This window comes from Rhodococcus rhodochrous (genome assembly GCF_014854695.1).
In the GTDB taxonomy this organism is placed as follows: Bacteria; Actinomycetota; Actinomycetes; order Mycobacteriales; family Mycobacteriaceae; genus Rhodococcus.
Window position 1 is genome coordinate 41,858 of sequence record NZ_CP027559.1, and the last position, 14,805, is coordinate 56,662.

Below are 14,805 nucleotides of genomic sequence, written 5' to 3' on the forward strand. Positions count from 1 at the left end.
TTTGTGAAGCCTTTTCGATGTGTTTTACATGATTGTATGGTTGTTTTTTGATTCTTTTGTGATGCGTAGGTGAGGACCGTGCCGGAGCCGTCGACCGAGGTTCGATGCCCCGGTCGACGGCCATGCGTGCCGGGGCCGGCACCCGGCGAGTGGCCTGGCCCGGTGGGCGGCCGACACGACCGCCCACCGGGAGGGGCGTTACTGCTCGTCGAGGGGGTCAAGTCCGGCGGCGCGGCGCTCGATGTCGGCGAGGGTGTAGCCCTGGCCTTCGACGGCGCGCAGGTAGAACTGCGACAGGTCGGTGGGCTTGCGCCAGCGCTCGACGCCGACCTGGGACTCGAGGGCGACGAGGATATGGGCGCGTAGCAGGACCAGGGCGCGGGGGTCGGTGGCGCTGGCGAGCTTCGCGAGAGTGTCGGACGTGGGGAGCATCTGTTCGGCCAGGGTGCGGGCGTGATAGGCGGCGGGGATCTGGGGCCACTTCGTCAGCACTGTTGCCACGAATGAGGCGGTGCCCTTGGGGGCGGTCTTGCGGGTGGTCTGCTGGGCGACCCACTTGCGGCGGACCTCGGTGGCGGCTCGCCATTCGCGGTTGTTCTCGATCACTTCGCGCCGCTGAGCTGCGCGGTCCTCGGCACTCTGTTCCTGTTCGGACTCGGCGGGGCGGGGGTGTCCCCACCAGGTGCGCCAAGGGGTGTCTTCGATATTGACGACGTGCCAGTACAGCGTGGTCTCGTGGTTTTCGACGACGTTCTCGCGGGGAATCATCCATTCCTCGCGGGCATCGCCCTCGGGTAGCTCGTCCACGATGTAGTCCGCGTCGACCTCGTCGCCGCTCTCGCGGTCGAAATAGGTGGTGCAGCTGTAGACGTACAGCCCGAGGTGTCCGAGGGCGGCGACTTCTTCGATGGCGGGCGTGTTGCCTTCTTCATCGGTGACGCGCTCGACCAGCTGGCTGGTCCCCTCCCCCACTCTCTCGTGAAGAGCACCGAGCGGCACGGCGGCGATGGAGTGTTCTGCGAGGTACGCCTCGGCGCGGGCCAGTGCGGCGTTGCGTTCGGTGCGGCGCAACCGTTCGGCGGCGAGTGCGTGGTCGAGTCGTCCGCTGCCGATGGCCCACTCGATGCGGCGGACGGCAGCGGGATCGTCGCCGAACTCGGCGAGGGCGGCGGCTTGTTCGATGGTCAGCTCGCCTCGTTGCACAGCGTCGCGCTGCTCGGTGTCGCGCAAGGTCAGGGCCGCCTCAACCTCGGTGCGGGGCGCCTTGGTGTGACGGGCGATCTTGGTGGAGGTCAGTCCGTGGTCGGCCAGGGCCTCGAACAGGGCCAGGCGCTCGCCGTTAGTGATCGCGGCGCGGTGTTCGTTCTCGCTCCACTGTGTGACGAGCCGTTCGACGGCGGCGTCGGTGCCATCGCCTTCGTCGCCGACAATGAGGGCGGGGATCTGGGTCAGTCCGGCCTCGAGGGCGGCGGCGGTACGGCGATGGCCGGTGAGCACGCGCAGGGGTCCGGCGGCGGTGCGGCACACAGTGATGGGGGTCAGAACCCCCTGCTCTGCGATCGACTCGCGGAAGGCATCGGTCAGGCGCAGGTCATGGCGGATGTTGGAGTCGGTGAGCAGGTCAGCGGGGTCGACGGTGGCGAATTCGGCGGTGGTTCCGTTGTTCATGACTCAAGTTTACATCTTTTTTGATGCGTTTTCGATGTTTCTTTGATTCTTTTTTCATGCTTTTCTGGTGACTGCTGTCACCCTTGGGGTAGCCGTAGCATTTGCCGAAAATCGGGCGGATATGGCGTAGTGCCCGGTCGGTGATCCGCTCGGCCTGTTGGGTCGAAACGATCGTCTGTCTCGCCACCGGCTCCTGGCGGGCGCGGCGTATCCGCCCAGCTCGCCGACGATCCGATTCGGGCCAGAACTCGTGTGGGACGTAAGGGCCCGCAACCCAAGGTTGTCAGGAAGTGCAAAGTAGCGGGATCCTGACGACAGGCTGGTGAATTCTCAGGCTCGTGGTGCAGCACTGCTGACGATGCGGTGGATGGTGGAGCGGCCGACGCTGTATTCCTCGGCCAGGTCCGCCAGGCTCGCGTCGTCGGCGGGGTCGTGGTAGCGGCGGTGGATTGTTTTCCGTGCCGTGAGAGGAAGTTTCGGCTGCTTGCCCTTGAGCCTGCCTTTCGCGCGGGCCTTGGCCATGCCCTCGCGGGTGCGTAGGTGGTTGAGGTTGGCCTCGAATTCGGCGACCATGGCCAAGGTTTGCAGGAAGAGCTTGCCGAACGGGTCGTTCCAGTCGTAGATCGAGCTCCCGAGTCCGAACAGCACCTCGCGCTCGCGCAGTTCGGTCAGGGTCTGGCCTGCTTCGGCCATGTTGCGTGCGAATCGGTCGAACTTCGGCGTGGTCAGCACTACCTGTCGCCCGTCGATGGCCGCCGCGGCGGAGGTGACGGCGGCGAGTGCGTTGTCGAGCCCGGCCCGGTTCTTGCGGGTGGTCCCGGAGAACCCTTTGTCGATGAAGATCCGCTCACGCGGCACTCCGAGCGCCAATAGCTGCTCGGTTTGGATCTCGACGTCTTGTTCGTCGGTGGAGCAGCGGCAGTATCCGACGCGGAACGGCTCACCCATGCCGAAAGTGTTCCAGATAGCGGGGGCTGACCGGCACAGTCAGCGGAACACCTCTACGGAACACCGGTGAGCTGGGCCGACGTTGGCTCTGCGTGGTGTTCCGGTGGCCGATCCGGTTACGGAACAGGTCAGGGGGTGTTATCGGTGTGTGGGGGTGTGTTGTGGGTGAGGGCGTGCTGGTGGGCGGTCCGCAGGATGGCCTCGGTGGGAGTGGTGCCGCGTAGCTGGTAGGCGTCGGGTCCGAGCCGGTCGAGGTCCGCCCCGAGCTCACGTGCGTCGATGGGGTGGCGGGCGCAGATGATCAGGAGCCGGGCGTGGGTGGCGTGGGCGAGTTCGGCGGCGTGGTCGACCACACGGTAGGAGCGGTCGGATCCGTCGGTGTCGACGATGATCGTGCGATAGGCCGTCATGACGGGCGTCTTTCACGAGAAGGGAGCGTGTTTTGCGGGGGAAATGGTCGAGATGTATCGGCGGCGTGGTGCGCGGCCGGGGGCCAGTACTGCCAGCACGATCGCCCCGACGGTGGTGAGGGCGGCCAGGGCGAGCGCGGCCTGGCCGCTGCCGTGCACGAACGCGGCCTTGGCGAACTCGGCCAGCGGTGCGGCCACCGGTCCGGCCTGGTCGGCGACCTGCAGCGCCGCGGCCAGGGAATCGGCGACCGGGCCGCGGGCGGGCTCGGGCAACTGGGGCAGGGCGGGCTGGATGCGGTGGGTGTAGCCGGCGGCCAGCACGCTGCCGGCCACGGCGATCCCGATCGCGGCGCCGATCTCGCGGGCGGCGTCGTTGACCGCGGCGGCGACCCCGTGTTTGGCCTCGGGGGTGTCGGCGACGATGGCATAGGTCGCCGGCGCGGTGCACAATCCCAGGCCCGCGCTCATGATCAGCAGCGGCCACAGCAGGTCGAGGTAGTGCGCGGCGAGTGTCAGCCGGCTCACCAGCACCAGCCCGGCGGCGATGGTGAGCAGGCCGGCCACGGTCATCACCCGTAACCCGACCAGGCTCGACAGCCACGGCGCGATCACCGAGATCACGACCAGCGGCACCACCATCGGCGCCAACGCCAGCGCCGAGGCCAGCGGCCCGTAACCGAAGACCAGCTGCAGGTACTGCACAAGCAGCAGGAATACCCCGAAGGTGACCAGGAACTGGATGGTCACCGACAGCGACCCGGCACCGAAACCACGGCGGGCGAACAACCGCACATCCAGCAGCGGCGCCGCCGAGCGCAGCTCGACGACCACGAAGGCCGCCGTCGCGGCCACGCCGACCCCGGCGGCGGCGGCGACGAGCGGGTCGGCCCAGCCGCGCGCGGGGAACTCGATCACGGCGAACACGATCGCCGCGACAGCGACCGCCACCGCCACCGCGCCCACCCAGTCCACCTGCGGATGCTCGCGCTGGCGGGACTCGGCGATGGTGCACGCCAACCCCGCCAGCACCGCCCCGGCCACGGTCAACCCTACGAACACCGATAGCCACGACCATCGTTCGAGCAGCACCCCGGCACCGAGAATCCCCAGTATCGCCCCGGATCCGGCGACCCCGGCCCATATCCCCACCGCCCGGCCGCGATGAGCGGGGGCGAACCCTGCAGTGAGGATCGACAGCGTCGAGGGCATCACCAGCGCGGCGCCTGCCCCGGCCAGCGCGCGCGTCGCGATCAACCAGGCCGGGTCGGACAGCAGCAGCGGCAGCGCCGAGGCGGCGGCGAACACCACCAACCCCACCACCAGCACCACGCGGCGCCCGTAACGGTCACCGACGGCGCCGGCGGGCAGCACCAGACACGCCAGCACCAGCGTGTAGCCGTCGACGATCCAGGTCAGCTGGGCTTGGGTGGCCCCGGTCGCAAGCGCGATCTGCGGCAACGCCGAATACAACGCCGCCATCGCCGCGACCACCAGCGCCACCGCCAGGCACGACACCGCCAGCATCCACCACTGGGCCCTGGTCCAGCGGGCGATCTCGACAGTGTCCGTTCCGGGTGTGGCCACCGGCACCTCCCCGACTTTGAAGACCAACGGTATCTGTACGAGACCATTCGTATCATAGTGGTTGGGGGGTGGGATAGAGTTCACCCATATCAAGAGTTCAACGACACGAATTCGGAGGAAGGCGCGTCCATGACCGACTCAGGCCCGGCGGCGACCGACCCGCTCGCCGCGGACGACGAGCAGGCCGATCCGCGACTGGCGCGCTCACGCAACCGGTTGCTCGACGCGGCCACCCATCTGCTGTCCACCGGCGGTGTCGAGGCGGTCACCGTCGAGGCGGTCACCCGCGTGTCGAAGGTCGCCCGCGCCACCCTCTACCGGCACTTCGGCAGCACCACCCAGCTGCTCGCGGCGACTTTCGAACGACTACTTCCCCAGGTCGACACACCGACCGGCACCGGGCCCGTGCGTGAGCGGCTCCTGGCGCTGCTCGCCAGCCAGGCCGACCTCATCGAACAGGCTCCGGTGCAGATGACCACCCTGGCCTGGCTGGCGATGGGTTCCATCGGCGAGGACCACCCCGACCCGGCCGCGGTCACCTCGCTGCGCGCGCGCGTCATCGAGCAGTACCGCCACCCGTTCGACCAGATCCTCACCAGTCCCGAGGCCCGCGCGATGCTCGGCGAGCTCGACACCACCTTCGCCATCATCGAACTCCTCGGCCCGATCGTGTTCGCCCGTCTCACCGGATTACGCAGCATCGACCACGACGACTGCACCCGGCTCGTCGACAACTTCCTCACCGCCCACCGAACACCCACGCCAGCAGACACCGCTATCGACATCGCCACGCCGTAACCACGGGCCCCGGTTCCGCGCGGTCAGAACAAGGTGTCGCGCACCCGCAGCGGCCGGTACCCGGTCGGGCCCAGCTGGGCCAGCTCGGCGTCGATGTCGACCTCGATCGCGCCGAAGAAGTTGATGTTGGCACTGTGGGCCGGGCTGATGTGGGCCAGGACCTCGTCATCGATACGCTGCCCGGTCCGGCGCATCTGCTCGACAGCGAACCCGTAATACTCTGTGGTCCAGGCGATCACAGCGTTGGTCGTCAAGGTCAGGCACCAGGCCTGCTCGGTCTGGTCCTCGAGGTGGCGCGCCCGGATCATCCCCTCATGGGCATAGAGCAGGTCGCGGCGCAGCGCGTGCAGCGACTCGCCCTTGTTGAGCTGCCGCGAGATCTTGCGCCGGTAGTCCGGATCGGAGAGGTATCTCGCGGCGTAAATGGTGCGCCGCAGCGCCCCGTACTCCTTGAGCGCCGCGGCCAGGGTGTTCTGCCGCCCCGACGCCGACAGCTTGCCGACCAACAGCGACGCGGTGGCGTGCCCGAACTTCAGCGATCCGGCCAACCGCAGCAGATCGTCCCAGTGCTCGGCGATCAAACCCAGGTTGGCCTTGCGGGTCATCAGCGGGCCCGCGTGCGGGAACCGGGCCTCGGCCTCGGCGCGCGGGCCCGGCCGGTACAGGGTGATCCGCCCCAGATCCCGGATCCGTGGCGAGAGCTGCATCCCGAGCAGGTCGAACAACCCGAAGTTGACCAGGGTGACCCCGTGGGTGTCGGTGGCGTGCTCGGTGATCGGCAGATCGGTGGCGTTGCCCAGGATCTCATCGAGCACGTAGTGGGCTTCGCGTTTGGTCGCCACGATGACCTTGGTGCCGTAGGTGGCGTGGGTGTCGCTGACATGGGTGTAGGTCGACAGGCCCTCGCTGGCGAAATAGCGGCTCAACGGCCGCGCCGTGGTCGACTTACCGCGCGTCGGGAAACGCTGCCCGTCGCTCGACGACAGTGTTCCGGCGCCGAACACCGCGGTCAGCGGCAGCCGCTGGTGGTAGCCGACCAGTACCAGGTTGGCCGCGCGCAGGGTCTCCTCGCGCACATACCACTCGTCGGTCCAGGCCAGGATGTCGTAGGTGATTCCGCACGCCTCGGCCATCCGGGTCAACCCCAGGTTCGTCGAGTGCGCCAGCAGTACCGCGATCAGGTTGCGTTTGAGCTCCGGCGTCCGGGTGGCCTGACCGCCGGCGTGGGTGAAGCAGTCCAGGTAGCCGGTGCGTTTGTCCAGCTCGATCAGCAGCGACACGATCGGCGCGAACGGCAGCATTTCGGTCAGCTCGGCCTTGAGCGTGATCGCCTCGGCGGGAACATCTTCCGCGCTCAGCGGCGAGATCACCAGATCCCCGCCCTCGTCCAGCCGGACCGGGCCGTCCCCGCCGGCCAGCACCTCCTCCAGCTCACCGAGAGCGTCGTGCAGTTCGGCGACCACGGTGGCCAGCGCGACGCCAGGATCGGCGGATCGCCCGACCAGGCCGCAGAACTCAACGCGTTGCGGTTCCCACTGCCCGGTGGTGAGCAGGTAGGCGGCCGGGTCGGCGTAACGGCGCGAGCCCGGCACGAACACATCCCCGCTGCGCAACCCGTCACGCAATCCGAGCAGCACACACAACTCCCAGTAGTGCCGATACGCGGTCGCGCTGCCGGATTTGCGGGCCTCGTCGAGGTAGCCGCGCCACTTCATCGGCACGAACCCGGTCGGGGCGTCATCGAAGACCTTGCGCCGCCCGGTCGCGTTCAACTCGCGCAGCATGTTCACCGCGATCAGCAACTCGGTCGCGGCGGTACCGCCGCAGAAGCGCACCGCTTCGAGCACCGCGGGGGTGAACTGACGCAGGTAGTTGTAGGAGGAATCCAACGCCGCCAGATGCCCGTGATCACGCGGCAACCTGGGCTTGGCCTGGGCGATCGCCGCGCGCAGGCGCTCCCACCCGATCTTCTCGCCGCGGATCAGCGCACCGATCTCCTCATCCGGAACGCCGGGGTCGGTGACGATTTCCAACAGATCGTCCAGCAGCGCCTGACGGTCCTCTCCAGTCTTTCCTCGTTCGGCCAGCCGCTGCTGCATCTTCCGTTCGGCAGCACCGAATTTCACCGAGATCGCCTGATCGAACAACGCCACGACCTCATCGAGGACATCGGTGCCGGACTGGGCCAGCACCGTGAGCAGGATCGGATACCGGCGTTGCGGATCCCGACGTTGCAGCGCTTGCGGACTCAGGCGCCGGCCCATCGTGGCCAAAAACCGGCGCCGCTCGGCGGGCAGCACCGACATATCCAGCCGATCAGCGCCCAACCCGCGCAGGAAACCCAGCTTGTCGACCTCGGCGCGGACCGCGGCCGCCGAGGCCTCCACCGGCCCGGTCGACAGCCACCGCAACCGCGAGATCCCCAGCGAAGCGTCGGTGACAAGCAAGCCGTCCAACTCCGCGCACCGCGCCGCAGTGAACTCGTGAGCGAGCCGGTCATAGGTTTCGGTCTGGGCCTGGTGGCGGGCGTGGGCGACCCGCTCGACCACGGTGACCGGGCCTGGCCGGATCACCTTCGCCGAGATCAGATACTCACACGCCAGCCGGAACAGCAGAGTCGGGGAATCGTGCTCCATCGCCCGCGCGAGCAGGAACTCATCGAGCTCCTTGAACTCGAGCGCACCGACCGCACGCCATCCCAGGTACCGCGCGGCCAGGCGCACATGCTCGGTGCGGGTCTTGGCTCGCCTGCCGTAGGCACCGATCACCACCGGATCCAACCGCAACTGCTCGGCGACACGAGCCACCGCCACCGGCGGAGCCGTGACCAGCCGATCCGGCACGAATCCCAGCCACGGCAGCGTACACAACGCGATCGCCAAGCCCAGCCGCTCGGCTGGGCCCCGGCCCCGGCCCGGATCCACGAACGCCAGATCCGCAGGCGTCAGCGTGAAGTACCGGAACAGCTCCTCGCGGCTGATCTCCGGGAATCCCCGCAGTCGTTCCAACTCCTCGTCCGCGAACATCCGCGTCGCCACGACCTCAGCCTCCACCAGCACCGACCAACATCATCATCGGCAGTCAAGCACCAACCAGTCGACAGTGCATGCCGAACTCGAAACCCCTTGCCCACCAGTCGGATACGCCAAATCCGCCCGATTTCCGGCGGATGCTACGGCTACCCCCCCTTCTGGCGCTCTGAGCTGGGGTTTTCCGTGAAACGACAACGGCCCCGCCGGGGCGGGGCCGTTGGTTCAAGCTTCTATGCGGTCGTGGATGGGCAGGATTATGGATCGGTGGCCGAGATACCGTTCGGACAGCTCGCCCAGTCTCGAGTCGGAGGTTCCGGCGTAGTTGCCTCCGAACATCACCACTCGCCCCGGCTCCGCTAGTTCGTACCGACGATGATCGGCGTTCCATCCGACCCCGACCAGAGCGGCATAGCTGCCTTCGACGAAGGCATAGCGGCGAATCCGTACGGCGACGGCGGGGCTGATCTGCTCACGGCCGCCGACGTGGCTTCGCACTCCGTGGGGGGTGCAGCCGGACGGCAGTGGCGCGATGCGGCCCGTGCGGGCGCGGCGCTCATCAAGGACGCCGACCAGAAGAAGAGCGTCGGCGGCAGCGCTGATACCACCGTTGGTGCAGTCGCCGAGGCGGTGGGCGCGGTAGACATCGAGCAGGAGACCGGCGGGGCGATGGTCGTTCTCGTTGTTGTTCATGACTCTATTTTATATCTGTTTTGATGACTTTTCGATGATTTACTGGTGCTCTTTCGGTGCTTTTCTGGTGATGCCGGTCACACGTTTTAGGCTTTGACCTGCGGTTTTGCAGGTGTAACGCGTGGTTCGGCGGCGGTGGTGGAGCGGGTACCTCGGTCGGTCGGTGCTGCCCTGGTGAACCGGGCGCGGCGGGCGCCGGGCAAGGGCGGGTTTTCCCTTGCTCGGTGGTCGGCGGGTCCGGTAGGGCCGTGTGTGGTGACCGGGCGCGGTACCCGCGGAGCAGCGGGAACCTTGGGAGTGAGGGACAGGGGTCCCGGGGGCGGAGCCCCCGGGCATCGGTAGAGCGATGTGGGTCGGGCTGGGGAGTTTCTGTACCCGTAGGCGGGGCCCGCGTAGACCGAAGGCCCCGACCAGGAGGTCGGGGCCTTTCAACGGTTGGACTGGTGGTGCGGTCAGTCCTCGTCGGTGCTGTCGTTCTTGCTGCCTCGGGCTTTGCGTCGGCGTACCTTCTCCACATCGGGGAAGGGCTCGCCGCCGTTGTATTCCTCTTCGAGCTTGTGGGTGTACTCGGCGATGGCGGCCTCGATGAAGCTGTTGAGACTGCCGTGCGCGCCGGGGTAGACACCGCGCAGACCCTTTTGAGCGTTGGTCGCAGCGTCGATGACGGATTCGGCGAGGGTGAACGTGCGCCGGGTCAAGGCGGGCTGCTGCACGATCTTCTTCGGTGCTGCGGCCCGTACCGGGACGTTCTCGTCGGGAGCTTCGGCGTCGAACATGCTGCGGATGTCGCTCATGACTTCTTCCTTTGAGTAATGGTGGCGGCCAGGTCGTCATAGACCCAGACGTGACGCCAACCGTCCTTCGTGTCCGCGAGGGATACCCCGTCGTTGACGGCCCTCTTGATCGGCTCGGCGGATTGGACGCTGCCCAGGACAGGGATGCCAGCCTCGGTGAACTGGGTTGTCCAGGCGCGAGCGAGGACCGTTCCGGACTGCACCTTGTTGAGGATGGTGCCGCGGACCCACAGATTGCCGTTGTGCCGCTTCTTGATGCTCTGGGCGTACGAGGTCACGCCCTGCATGGCCGCGATGCTGAAATCATGCGCTTCGTTGAGGACGATGAGCTGGTCAGCGGCCACGAGCGCGCACATCTCGAGGGCATTTCGCGTGGGGGAGCAGTCGATGAGGATGTAGTCGTAGCGGTCACGGATCGGCTCGAGTGATTCCCGCAGGACGTGAGGGCCTTCGATGGGATCGTTCGTGATGTTCTTCTCGGCGCCGATGAGGTGGGCTGCGTTCGCTGGGGCGGCGATGAGGTCGACGCCGGGGCGCACTGCGTCGAGGATCGCCTCGGCAGCAGGCTTTCGGGTCTCCGGGTCTATATCGACGATGTGGTCGGCGGTCACCTTCGTTGCGGCGCGGAGGTCGGGCTGCAACTTGGTGAGGGTGTGGGTGAGGTTGCCGGAGGGATCAAGGTCGACCAGGAGCACCTTCGCGCCGGCACGAGCGAGGGCTTCACCGACATTGAGCACGGTGGTGGTCTTGCCCACCCCGCCCTTCTCGTTGCCGATCAGAATGATTTTCGAACTCATGGCCTCCCTTTCTTGATGCAAGAATACATCATTTCTGATTCATAAAGCGTGCTCTTCTGGTTCTTATCGGATGACGGTTTCGTGACTGGCGCGGACTGTGTGGCGTTGTATCTGTTCAGGTTCGTTTCCATGTCAATGGTGGATGGAACAGCGAGGGCCAGGGCTCGATGCCCTGGCCGTCGGCCACCGCTGCCACTGGGGGTGGGGGTGGTGGGGTGACTCTGGTTGCGTTCGCAGGGTTTCCAGTCCTGGCGGCTGGTGCGTGGCGCTAGCGAACATCCAACACTCTCGATGGCGGTCGTGCACAGGGGGCCGCTGGGATTCGCGCCGGCTCGTGGTCGGCGGTGGGGTCTGCGCGGCGCAGCCGCTCCTTCGGGTTCGGTTTTCGGCCGGCCTCGCGGTGGCGGCAGACCGTAGAGGTGTGGCGGATATAGCGGCGGCCCGAGCCGTGGCCGTGAGGGGCGTCCGGCTCGGGCCGTGGGTCAGCGGATCTCGCGGCACTGGCGGCATTCCCACCCTTGGGGGCGGAGAAGGCAGGTTCTTCGTTCTTCGCAGAGCCAGCAGGTCTGGTTGGCTTTTTCGGCTTCGCCGCGTTCCTGCGCTGCGGCTTTTTCGTGTTCGGCTGTGCGGCGTTCTCGCTCGGTGTCCAGGTCGTTGTGCTGGGCCGCGGTGGGTAGTGCGCGCATCATGCGGTAGGCAGCGGCGGTGCCTGCGTCTCGTTCTGCGAGGTCGGCGGCGGTGTAGCTCGGGGGTCGGTCGGCTTCTTGCAGCATGGGTCCGAAGATCGTGCGGCAGGTCTGGCAGGGGGTGAGTTCGTCTGTGACGGGCTGTGTGCATCCGGGGATGATGCACTCGGCAAACAGGGATTCGGCGCTCATGGCGTCCTCGCGGCGAGTGGGGACCGGCGGCCGCGGCCGGGGTCGCGGCCGCCGGATTGTGGGTTACTGACCTGGGCGGATGGGGGTGTGGGCGTCCTCGGCCCGGACGTCGGTGATCTTGTCGTAGGGCAGTCGGTCGGTCCAGCTGTAGGCGGTGGCGACGGTGACCGACTTTGCGTTGACTCGGATCACCTTGTGCCAGGTGCCGGAACAGTTGACGAAGCATCCGGGGCGTAGGTCGGCGCGGCTGTAGAGCTTGGGGCCGTCGGTGGCGTCCTGTTCGGCGCGTACTGCGGTCCAGTATTCGATGTCGCGCTCGAGTTCGGCTTTGTTGAGTTCGAGCTGGTGCATGTGGCTGCTGGTCTCGGCAGTGTGTCCGGCAGCGCGGTACTTGGTGAGGTGACGTTCGATGCTGCGTAGTTCGGCGCTTTGTCGTTCGATGCGGCGGTGGATCACTGCGGGGGTGTAGCGGTGATCGGTGCTGCGGGCGGCGATGCGGGCGGATTCGGCGGCTGAGCGGGCGGCGGCGTCGGCTTCGATCGCGGCGCGGGCGGTGGTGTGGGCGCGGTCGAGGGCGCGGCGGTGGCGTCGTTCGCTGTGATGTCCCACCTTGATGGGTTCTCCGCCTTCGGGCAGCGCGGCACAGGCGTGGTCGTGGCGTGCGTGGGCGGCGTCGGCGGCGGTGGCTTTGCGTTCGGCCTTGGCTGTGAGGGCGTCGGCGCGGTCGGTCAGACGTTCGTTGCGGTCGTGGTGGGCGTCGGTGCCGTCGCGAAGGGTCGTGTCGATGTCGGTGTCGACGTCGTGTCCGGCGGCGCGCAGGGCGGCGGCGGTGTGTTCGATGCGGGAGAGGTGGGGGGCGCGGTCGCGGCTGTGCGGGATGTACCAGGCGGTGATGCTGCGTCCCCATTTCCAACCTGCGGTTTTGAGGATCGGGGCGGTGCCGTCGCCTTTGCTGGTGCCGTCGATGATCGTGCCCTCTGTTGGGGTGTGCGTGATGGTGAGCATGTGCGCGTTTCCTGTTCGGGTCGGTAGTGCGCGCCGGCTGGGGAGTCGCGGTGACTCCCCACCGGCGCGGAGGGTGGATCAGTACTCGGCGATGAAGACCGGCCAGTGGGGGCCGGGGCGGGTGGTCCAGCGGAGGATCGGCCGCCAGTAGGTGGTGGTCCGGTAGGCGCGTTCCTCGTGGTGGGGGCACATGGCCCACTCGCCGTCGGTGTGGGTGGCTTCGGTGGTGCAGCCGTTGTAGTCGCACCACTGGTCGGGGAGCTCGAGCGTCTGGGTGGGGACGGGAGTGGTCATCGCGTCTTTCCTTCCGGGGTGGTCGGTCAGCTGAGGCCGGATTCGATTGCGGCGCTGATTTCGTCCTCGGTCATGCCTGCGGCACGGGCGGCGGCCTTGGCGTCGCGGGACTCGGCCAGGACTACGGAGATGTCCTGGCCGGTCGAGATGTTCTCGAGCAGGGCGTCGATGTCGCGGCCGAGGTTGTGGAGCTTCGCGGTGATGGCTTCCTTGCCCATGCCTCTAGTTTACATCTGTTTTGATGTTTTTACGATGTGTTGTTGGTGCTTTTTCGGTGCTTTTCTGGTGATGCTGGTTACACCTTTTAGGCTTTTACCTGCGGTTTTGTGGGTGTAGCGGGGTGGTTCGGCGGTGGTGGAGCGGGTACCTCGGTCGGTCGGTGCTGCCCTGGTGAACCGGGCGCGGCGGCTGCCGGGCAAGGGCGGGTTTTCCCTTGCTCGGTGGTCGGCGGGTCCGGTAGGGCCGTGTGTGGTGACCGGGCGCGGTACCCGCGGAGCAGCGGGAACCTTGGGAGTGAGGGACAGGGGTCCGGGGGCGGAGCCCCCGGGGATCTGTAGAGCCGATGCTCACGGCAGGCGAGCCGGGGCACACTCCTAGTGGCTCGTCACGCAACCTTGGCCGGGTAATGCGGGTACTCGGCCCACGACCGGATCGGTGAGTCCGGGGCGAACCGGGTCTTCGGCTCGGCACGAGCATTGCGCCACCGCATATACGACGCGATCGCAGTGTTCTGCTCGGCATGACTGCGATGATCGGTGCCGTTGAGCGCGAAATACCGCAAGGCGGCGAATTCCGCCTCGATCCAGTTCAGCCACGACCCGTAGGTCGGCAGAAACACCAACTCGACGTCGTTGTCCTTAGCCCACCTGCGGACACTCAGGTGCCGGTGCGGGGAGAAGTTGTCCAGGACCACATACAACTTCTCCCCGGGCCACCTGGCCCGCAACACCTTCAGAAGATCGAGGAACTCACCGGCACGTTTGCGCGGACGAATCCGGTAATACATTCGGCCGCTGGACAGATCGAGTGCGGCGAGCATGTGCATCACCCCGTCGTAGCGGTGATACGTCGCCCGCAACCGTGCAGGACGGGTGGCCGGCCGCCACGATTTCCCTTTCCGCGGCTGCAGGTTCAGCGGACCGAACTCGTCCACACAGACCACCCGACCGTCGGCCGGCGGGGTGTCGTACAGATCCAAGATCGTGCGCATCTTCGACAGGAAATCCGGATCGGTCGAGGCCTTCCACGTCGTGGTCGACTGCCAGGTGACCTTCCCGTCGCGCAGGATGCGGCGCAGCGTCTCACGACTGATCGTCGGCACGATCTTCTGCGCGATCAGGTGCTCGGCCAGTTTGGCCAGACTCCAGGTGGAGAACCCGGCGATTTTCCAATCGGCGGGGGACGTCCGGGCGATCAAGCAGATCTTCTCGCGGGTCTGCTCATCGATCGTCTTCGGTCGTCCCCCTTTCCATTTTGGGTGCAACGCCTCGAATCCCTGCTCGTTGAACGCGTGGATGACATCGCGGACGTAGTCGTCGCTGACCTGGATCAACGAGGTGATGTCCTTGACGGTCTGGCCTTGCGCGGACATCAGCACCACGATGGCGCGGCGGAGTTTGATCGGGTCCTTGGCGGTGCGGCTGATCTTCTGCAGCCGCCGGCCTTCCTCCATGGTCAACGATCGAACGAACACGCTCGGTTTGCGTGCCACGACTACCTCCTTGTCTCGACTCGGAGACAGTCTGCCGTGGACGTGTCGGTCAGCCGCGGATTACCCGGTCAACAATCCGAGACGAGCCACTAGCAAGGGCGAGGGGCACCGTCCGCCGGCCGCGGGAGCATACGTTTGCCGGCCCCGAGACCAACGAGGCCAAAATCCGACTGCCACACCGACCCTTGAGCACACT

General features: G+C 66.9%; 14 protein-coding genes. 1 reads left to right on the forward strand and 13 read right to left on the reverse strand.

What is annotated here, in order from left to right; translation table 11 throughout:
• Positions 1-198: 198 nt before the first annotated feature.
• The 4 genes from C6Y44_RS27030 to C6Y44_RS27045 all read right to left on the reverse strand — a co-directional run bounded on the left by C6Y44_RS27030 (position 199) and on the right by C6Y44_RS27045 (position 4,610).
• Complete coding sequence (locus C6Y44_RS27030; protein WP_192379199.1) at positions 199-1,668, reverse strand: ParB/RepB/Spo0J family partition protein; 1,470 nt, start codon at positions 1,666-1,668, stop codon at positions 199-201.
• A 330-nt stretch (positions 1,669-1,998) separates the two neighbouring features.
• Entirely contained in the window at positions 1,999-2,616 is a 618-nt protein-coding gene (locus tag C6Y44_RS27035) for a recombinase family protein (RefSeq protein ID WP_006553200.1), read from the reverse strand.
• A gap of 128 nt (positions 2,617-2,744) precedes the next feature.
• The gene (locus C6Y44_RS27040) at positions 2,745-3,026 is read right to left on the reverse strand and encodes a universal stress protein (RefSeq protein WP_225623914.1); all 282 of its coding nucleotides are present in this window, start codon (positions 3,024-3,026) and stop codon (positions 2,745-2,747) included.
• A gap of 12 nt (positions 3,027-3,038) precedes the next feature.
• Positions 3,039-4,610 carry an MFS transporter gene (locus tag C6Y44_RS27045; protein ID WP_039583601.1) on the reverse strand — a complete coding sequence of 524 codons (1,572 nt, stop codon included), beginning with the start codon at positions 4,608-4,610 and terminating at the stop codon, positions 3,039-3,041.
• 129 nt (positions 4,611-4,739) lie between these two features.
• Here C6Y44_RS27045 and C6Y44_RS27050 point away from each other — a divergent pair, with 129 nt between their 5' ends.
• Positions 4,740-5,408: a TetR/AcrR family transcriptional regulator gene (locus C6Y44_RS27050; protein WP_039583585.1), complete on the forward strand. Its 669-nt coding sequence runs from the start codon at positions 4,740-4,742 to the stop codon at positions 5,406-5,408.
• Positions 5,409-5,431: 23 nt separating this feature from the next.
• On the opposite strand, the gene C6Y44_RS27055 is transcribed toward C6Y44_RS27050, so the two are convergent.
• The 9 genes from C6Y44_RS27055 to C6Y44_RS27095 all read right to left on the reverse strand — a co-directional run bounded on the left by C6Y44_RS27055 (position 5,432) and on the right by C6Y44_RS27095 (position 14,591).
• Entirely contained in the window at positions 5,432-8,446 is a 3,015-nt protein-coding gene (locus C6Y44_RS27055; RefSeq protein WP_039583599.1) for a Tn3 family transposase, read from the reverse strand.
• A gap of 216 nt (positions 8,447-8,662) precedes the next feature.
• Entirely contained in the window at positions 8,663-9,130 is a 468-nt protein-coding gene (locus C6Y44_RS27060; protein WP_192379201.1) for a hypothetical protein, read from the reverse strand.
• A 452-nt stretch (positions 9,131-9,582) separates the two neighbouring features.
• The gene (locus tag C6Y44_RS27065; protein WP_192379202.1) at positions 9,583-9,924 is read right to left on the reverse strand and encodes a hypothetical protein; all 342 of its coding nucleotides are present in this window, start codon (positions 9,922-9,924) and stop codon (positions 9,583-9,585) included.
• Complete coding sequence (locus C6Y44_RS27070) at positions 9,921-10,721, reverse strand: ParA family protein (RefSeq protein ID WP_121209544.1); 801 nt, start codon at positions 10,719-10,721, stop codon at positions 9,921-9,923. The genes C6Y44_RS27065 and C6Y44_RS27070 overlap by 4 nt, the downstream gene beginning before the upstream one ends.
• Positions 10,722-11,203: 482 nt before the next feature.
• Positions 11,204-11,599, reverse strand: coding sequence for a hypothetical protein (locus tag C6Y44_RS27075; protein WP_192379204.1), 396 nt, complete (start codon positions 11,597-11,599; stop codon positions 11,204-11,206).
• Positions 11,600-11,662: 63 nt separating this feature from the next.
• Positions 11,663-12,604 (reverse strand): DUF3560 domain-containing protein, encoded by a 942-nt coding sequence (locus C6Y44_RS27080; protein ID WP_192379206.1) that lies wholly within the window; start codon positions 12,602-12,604, stop codon positions 11,663-11,665.
• 78 nt (positions 12,605-12,682) lie between these two features.
• Entirely contained in the window at positions 12,683-12,898 is a 216-nt protein-coding gene (locus C6Y44_RS27085; RefSeq protein ID WP_192379208.1) for a hypothetical protein, read from the reverse strand.
• A gap of 26 nt (positions 12,899-12,924) precedes the next feature.
• Positions 12,925-13,116 carry a hypothetical protein gene (locus tag C6Y44_RS27090; protein WP_192379211.1) on the reverse strand — a complete coding sequence of 64 codons (192 nt, stop codon included), beginning with the start codon at positions 13,114-13,116 and terminating at the stop codon, positions 12,925-12,927.
• A gap of 386 nt (positions 13,117-13,502) precedes the next feature.
• Positions 13,503-14,591: an IS630 family transposase gene (locus C6Y44_RS27095; RefSeq protein WP_192379219.1), complete on the reverse strand. Its 1,089-nt coding sequence runs from the start codon at positions 14,589-14,591 to the stop codon at positions 13,503-13,505.
• Positions 14,592-14,805 lie beyond the last annotated feature (214 nt).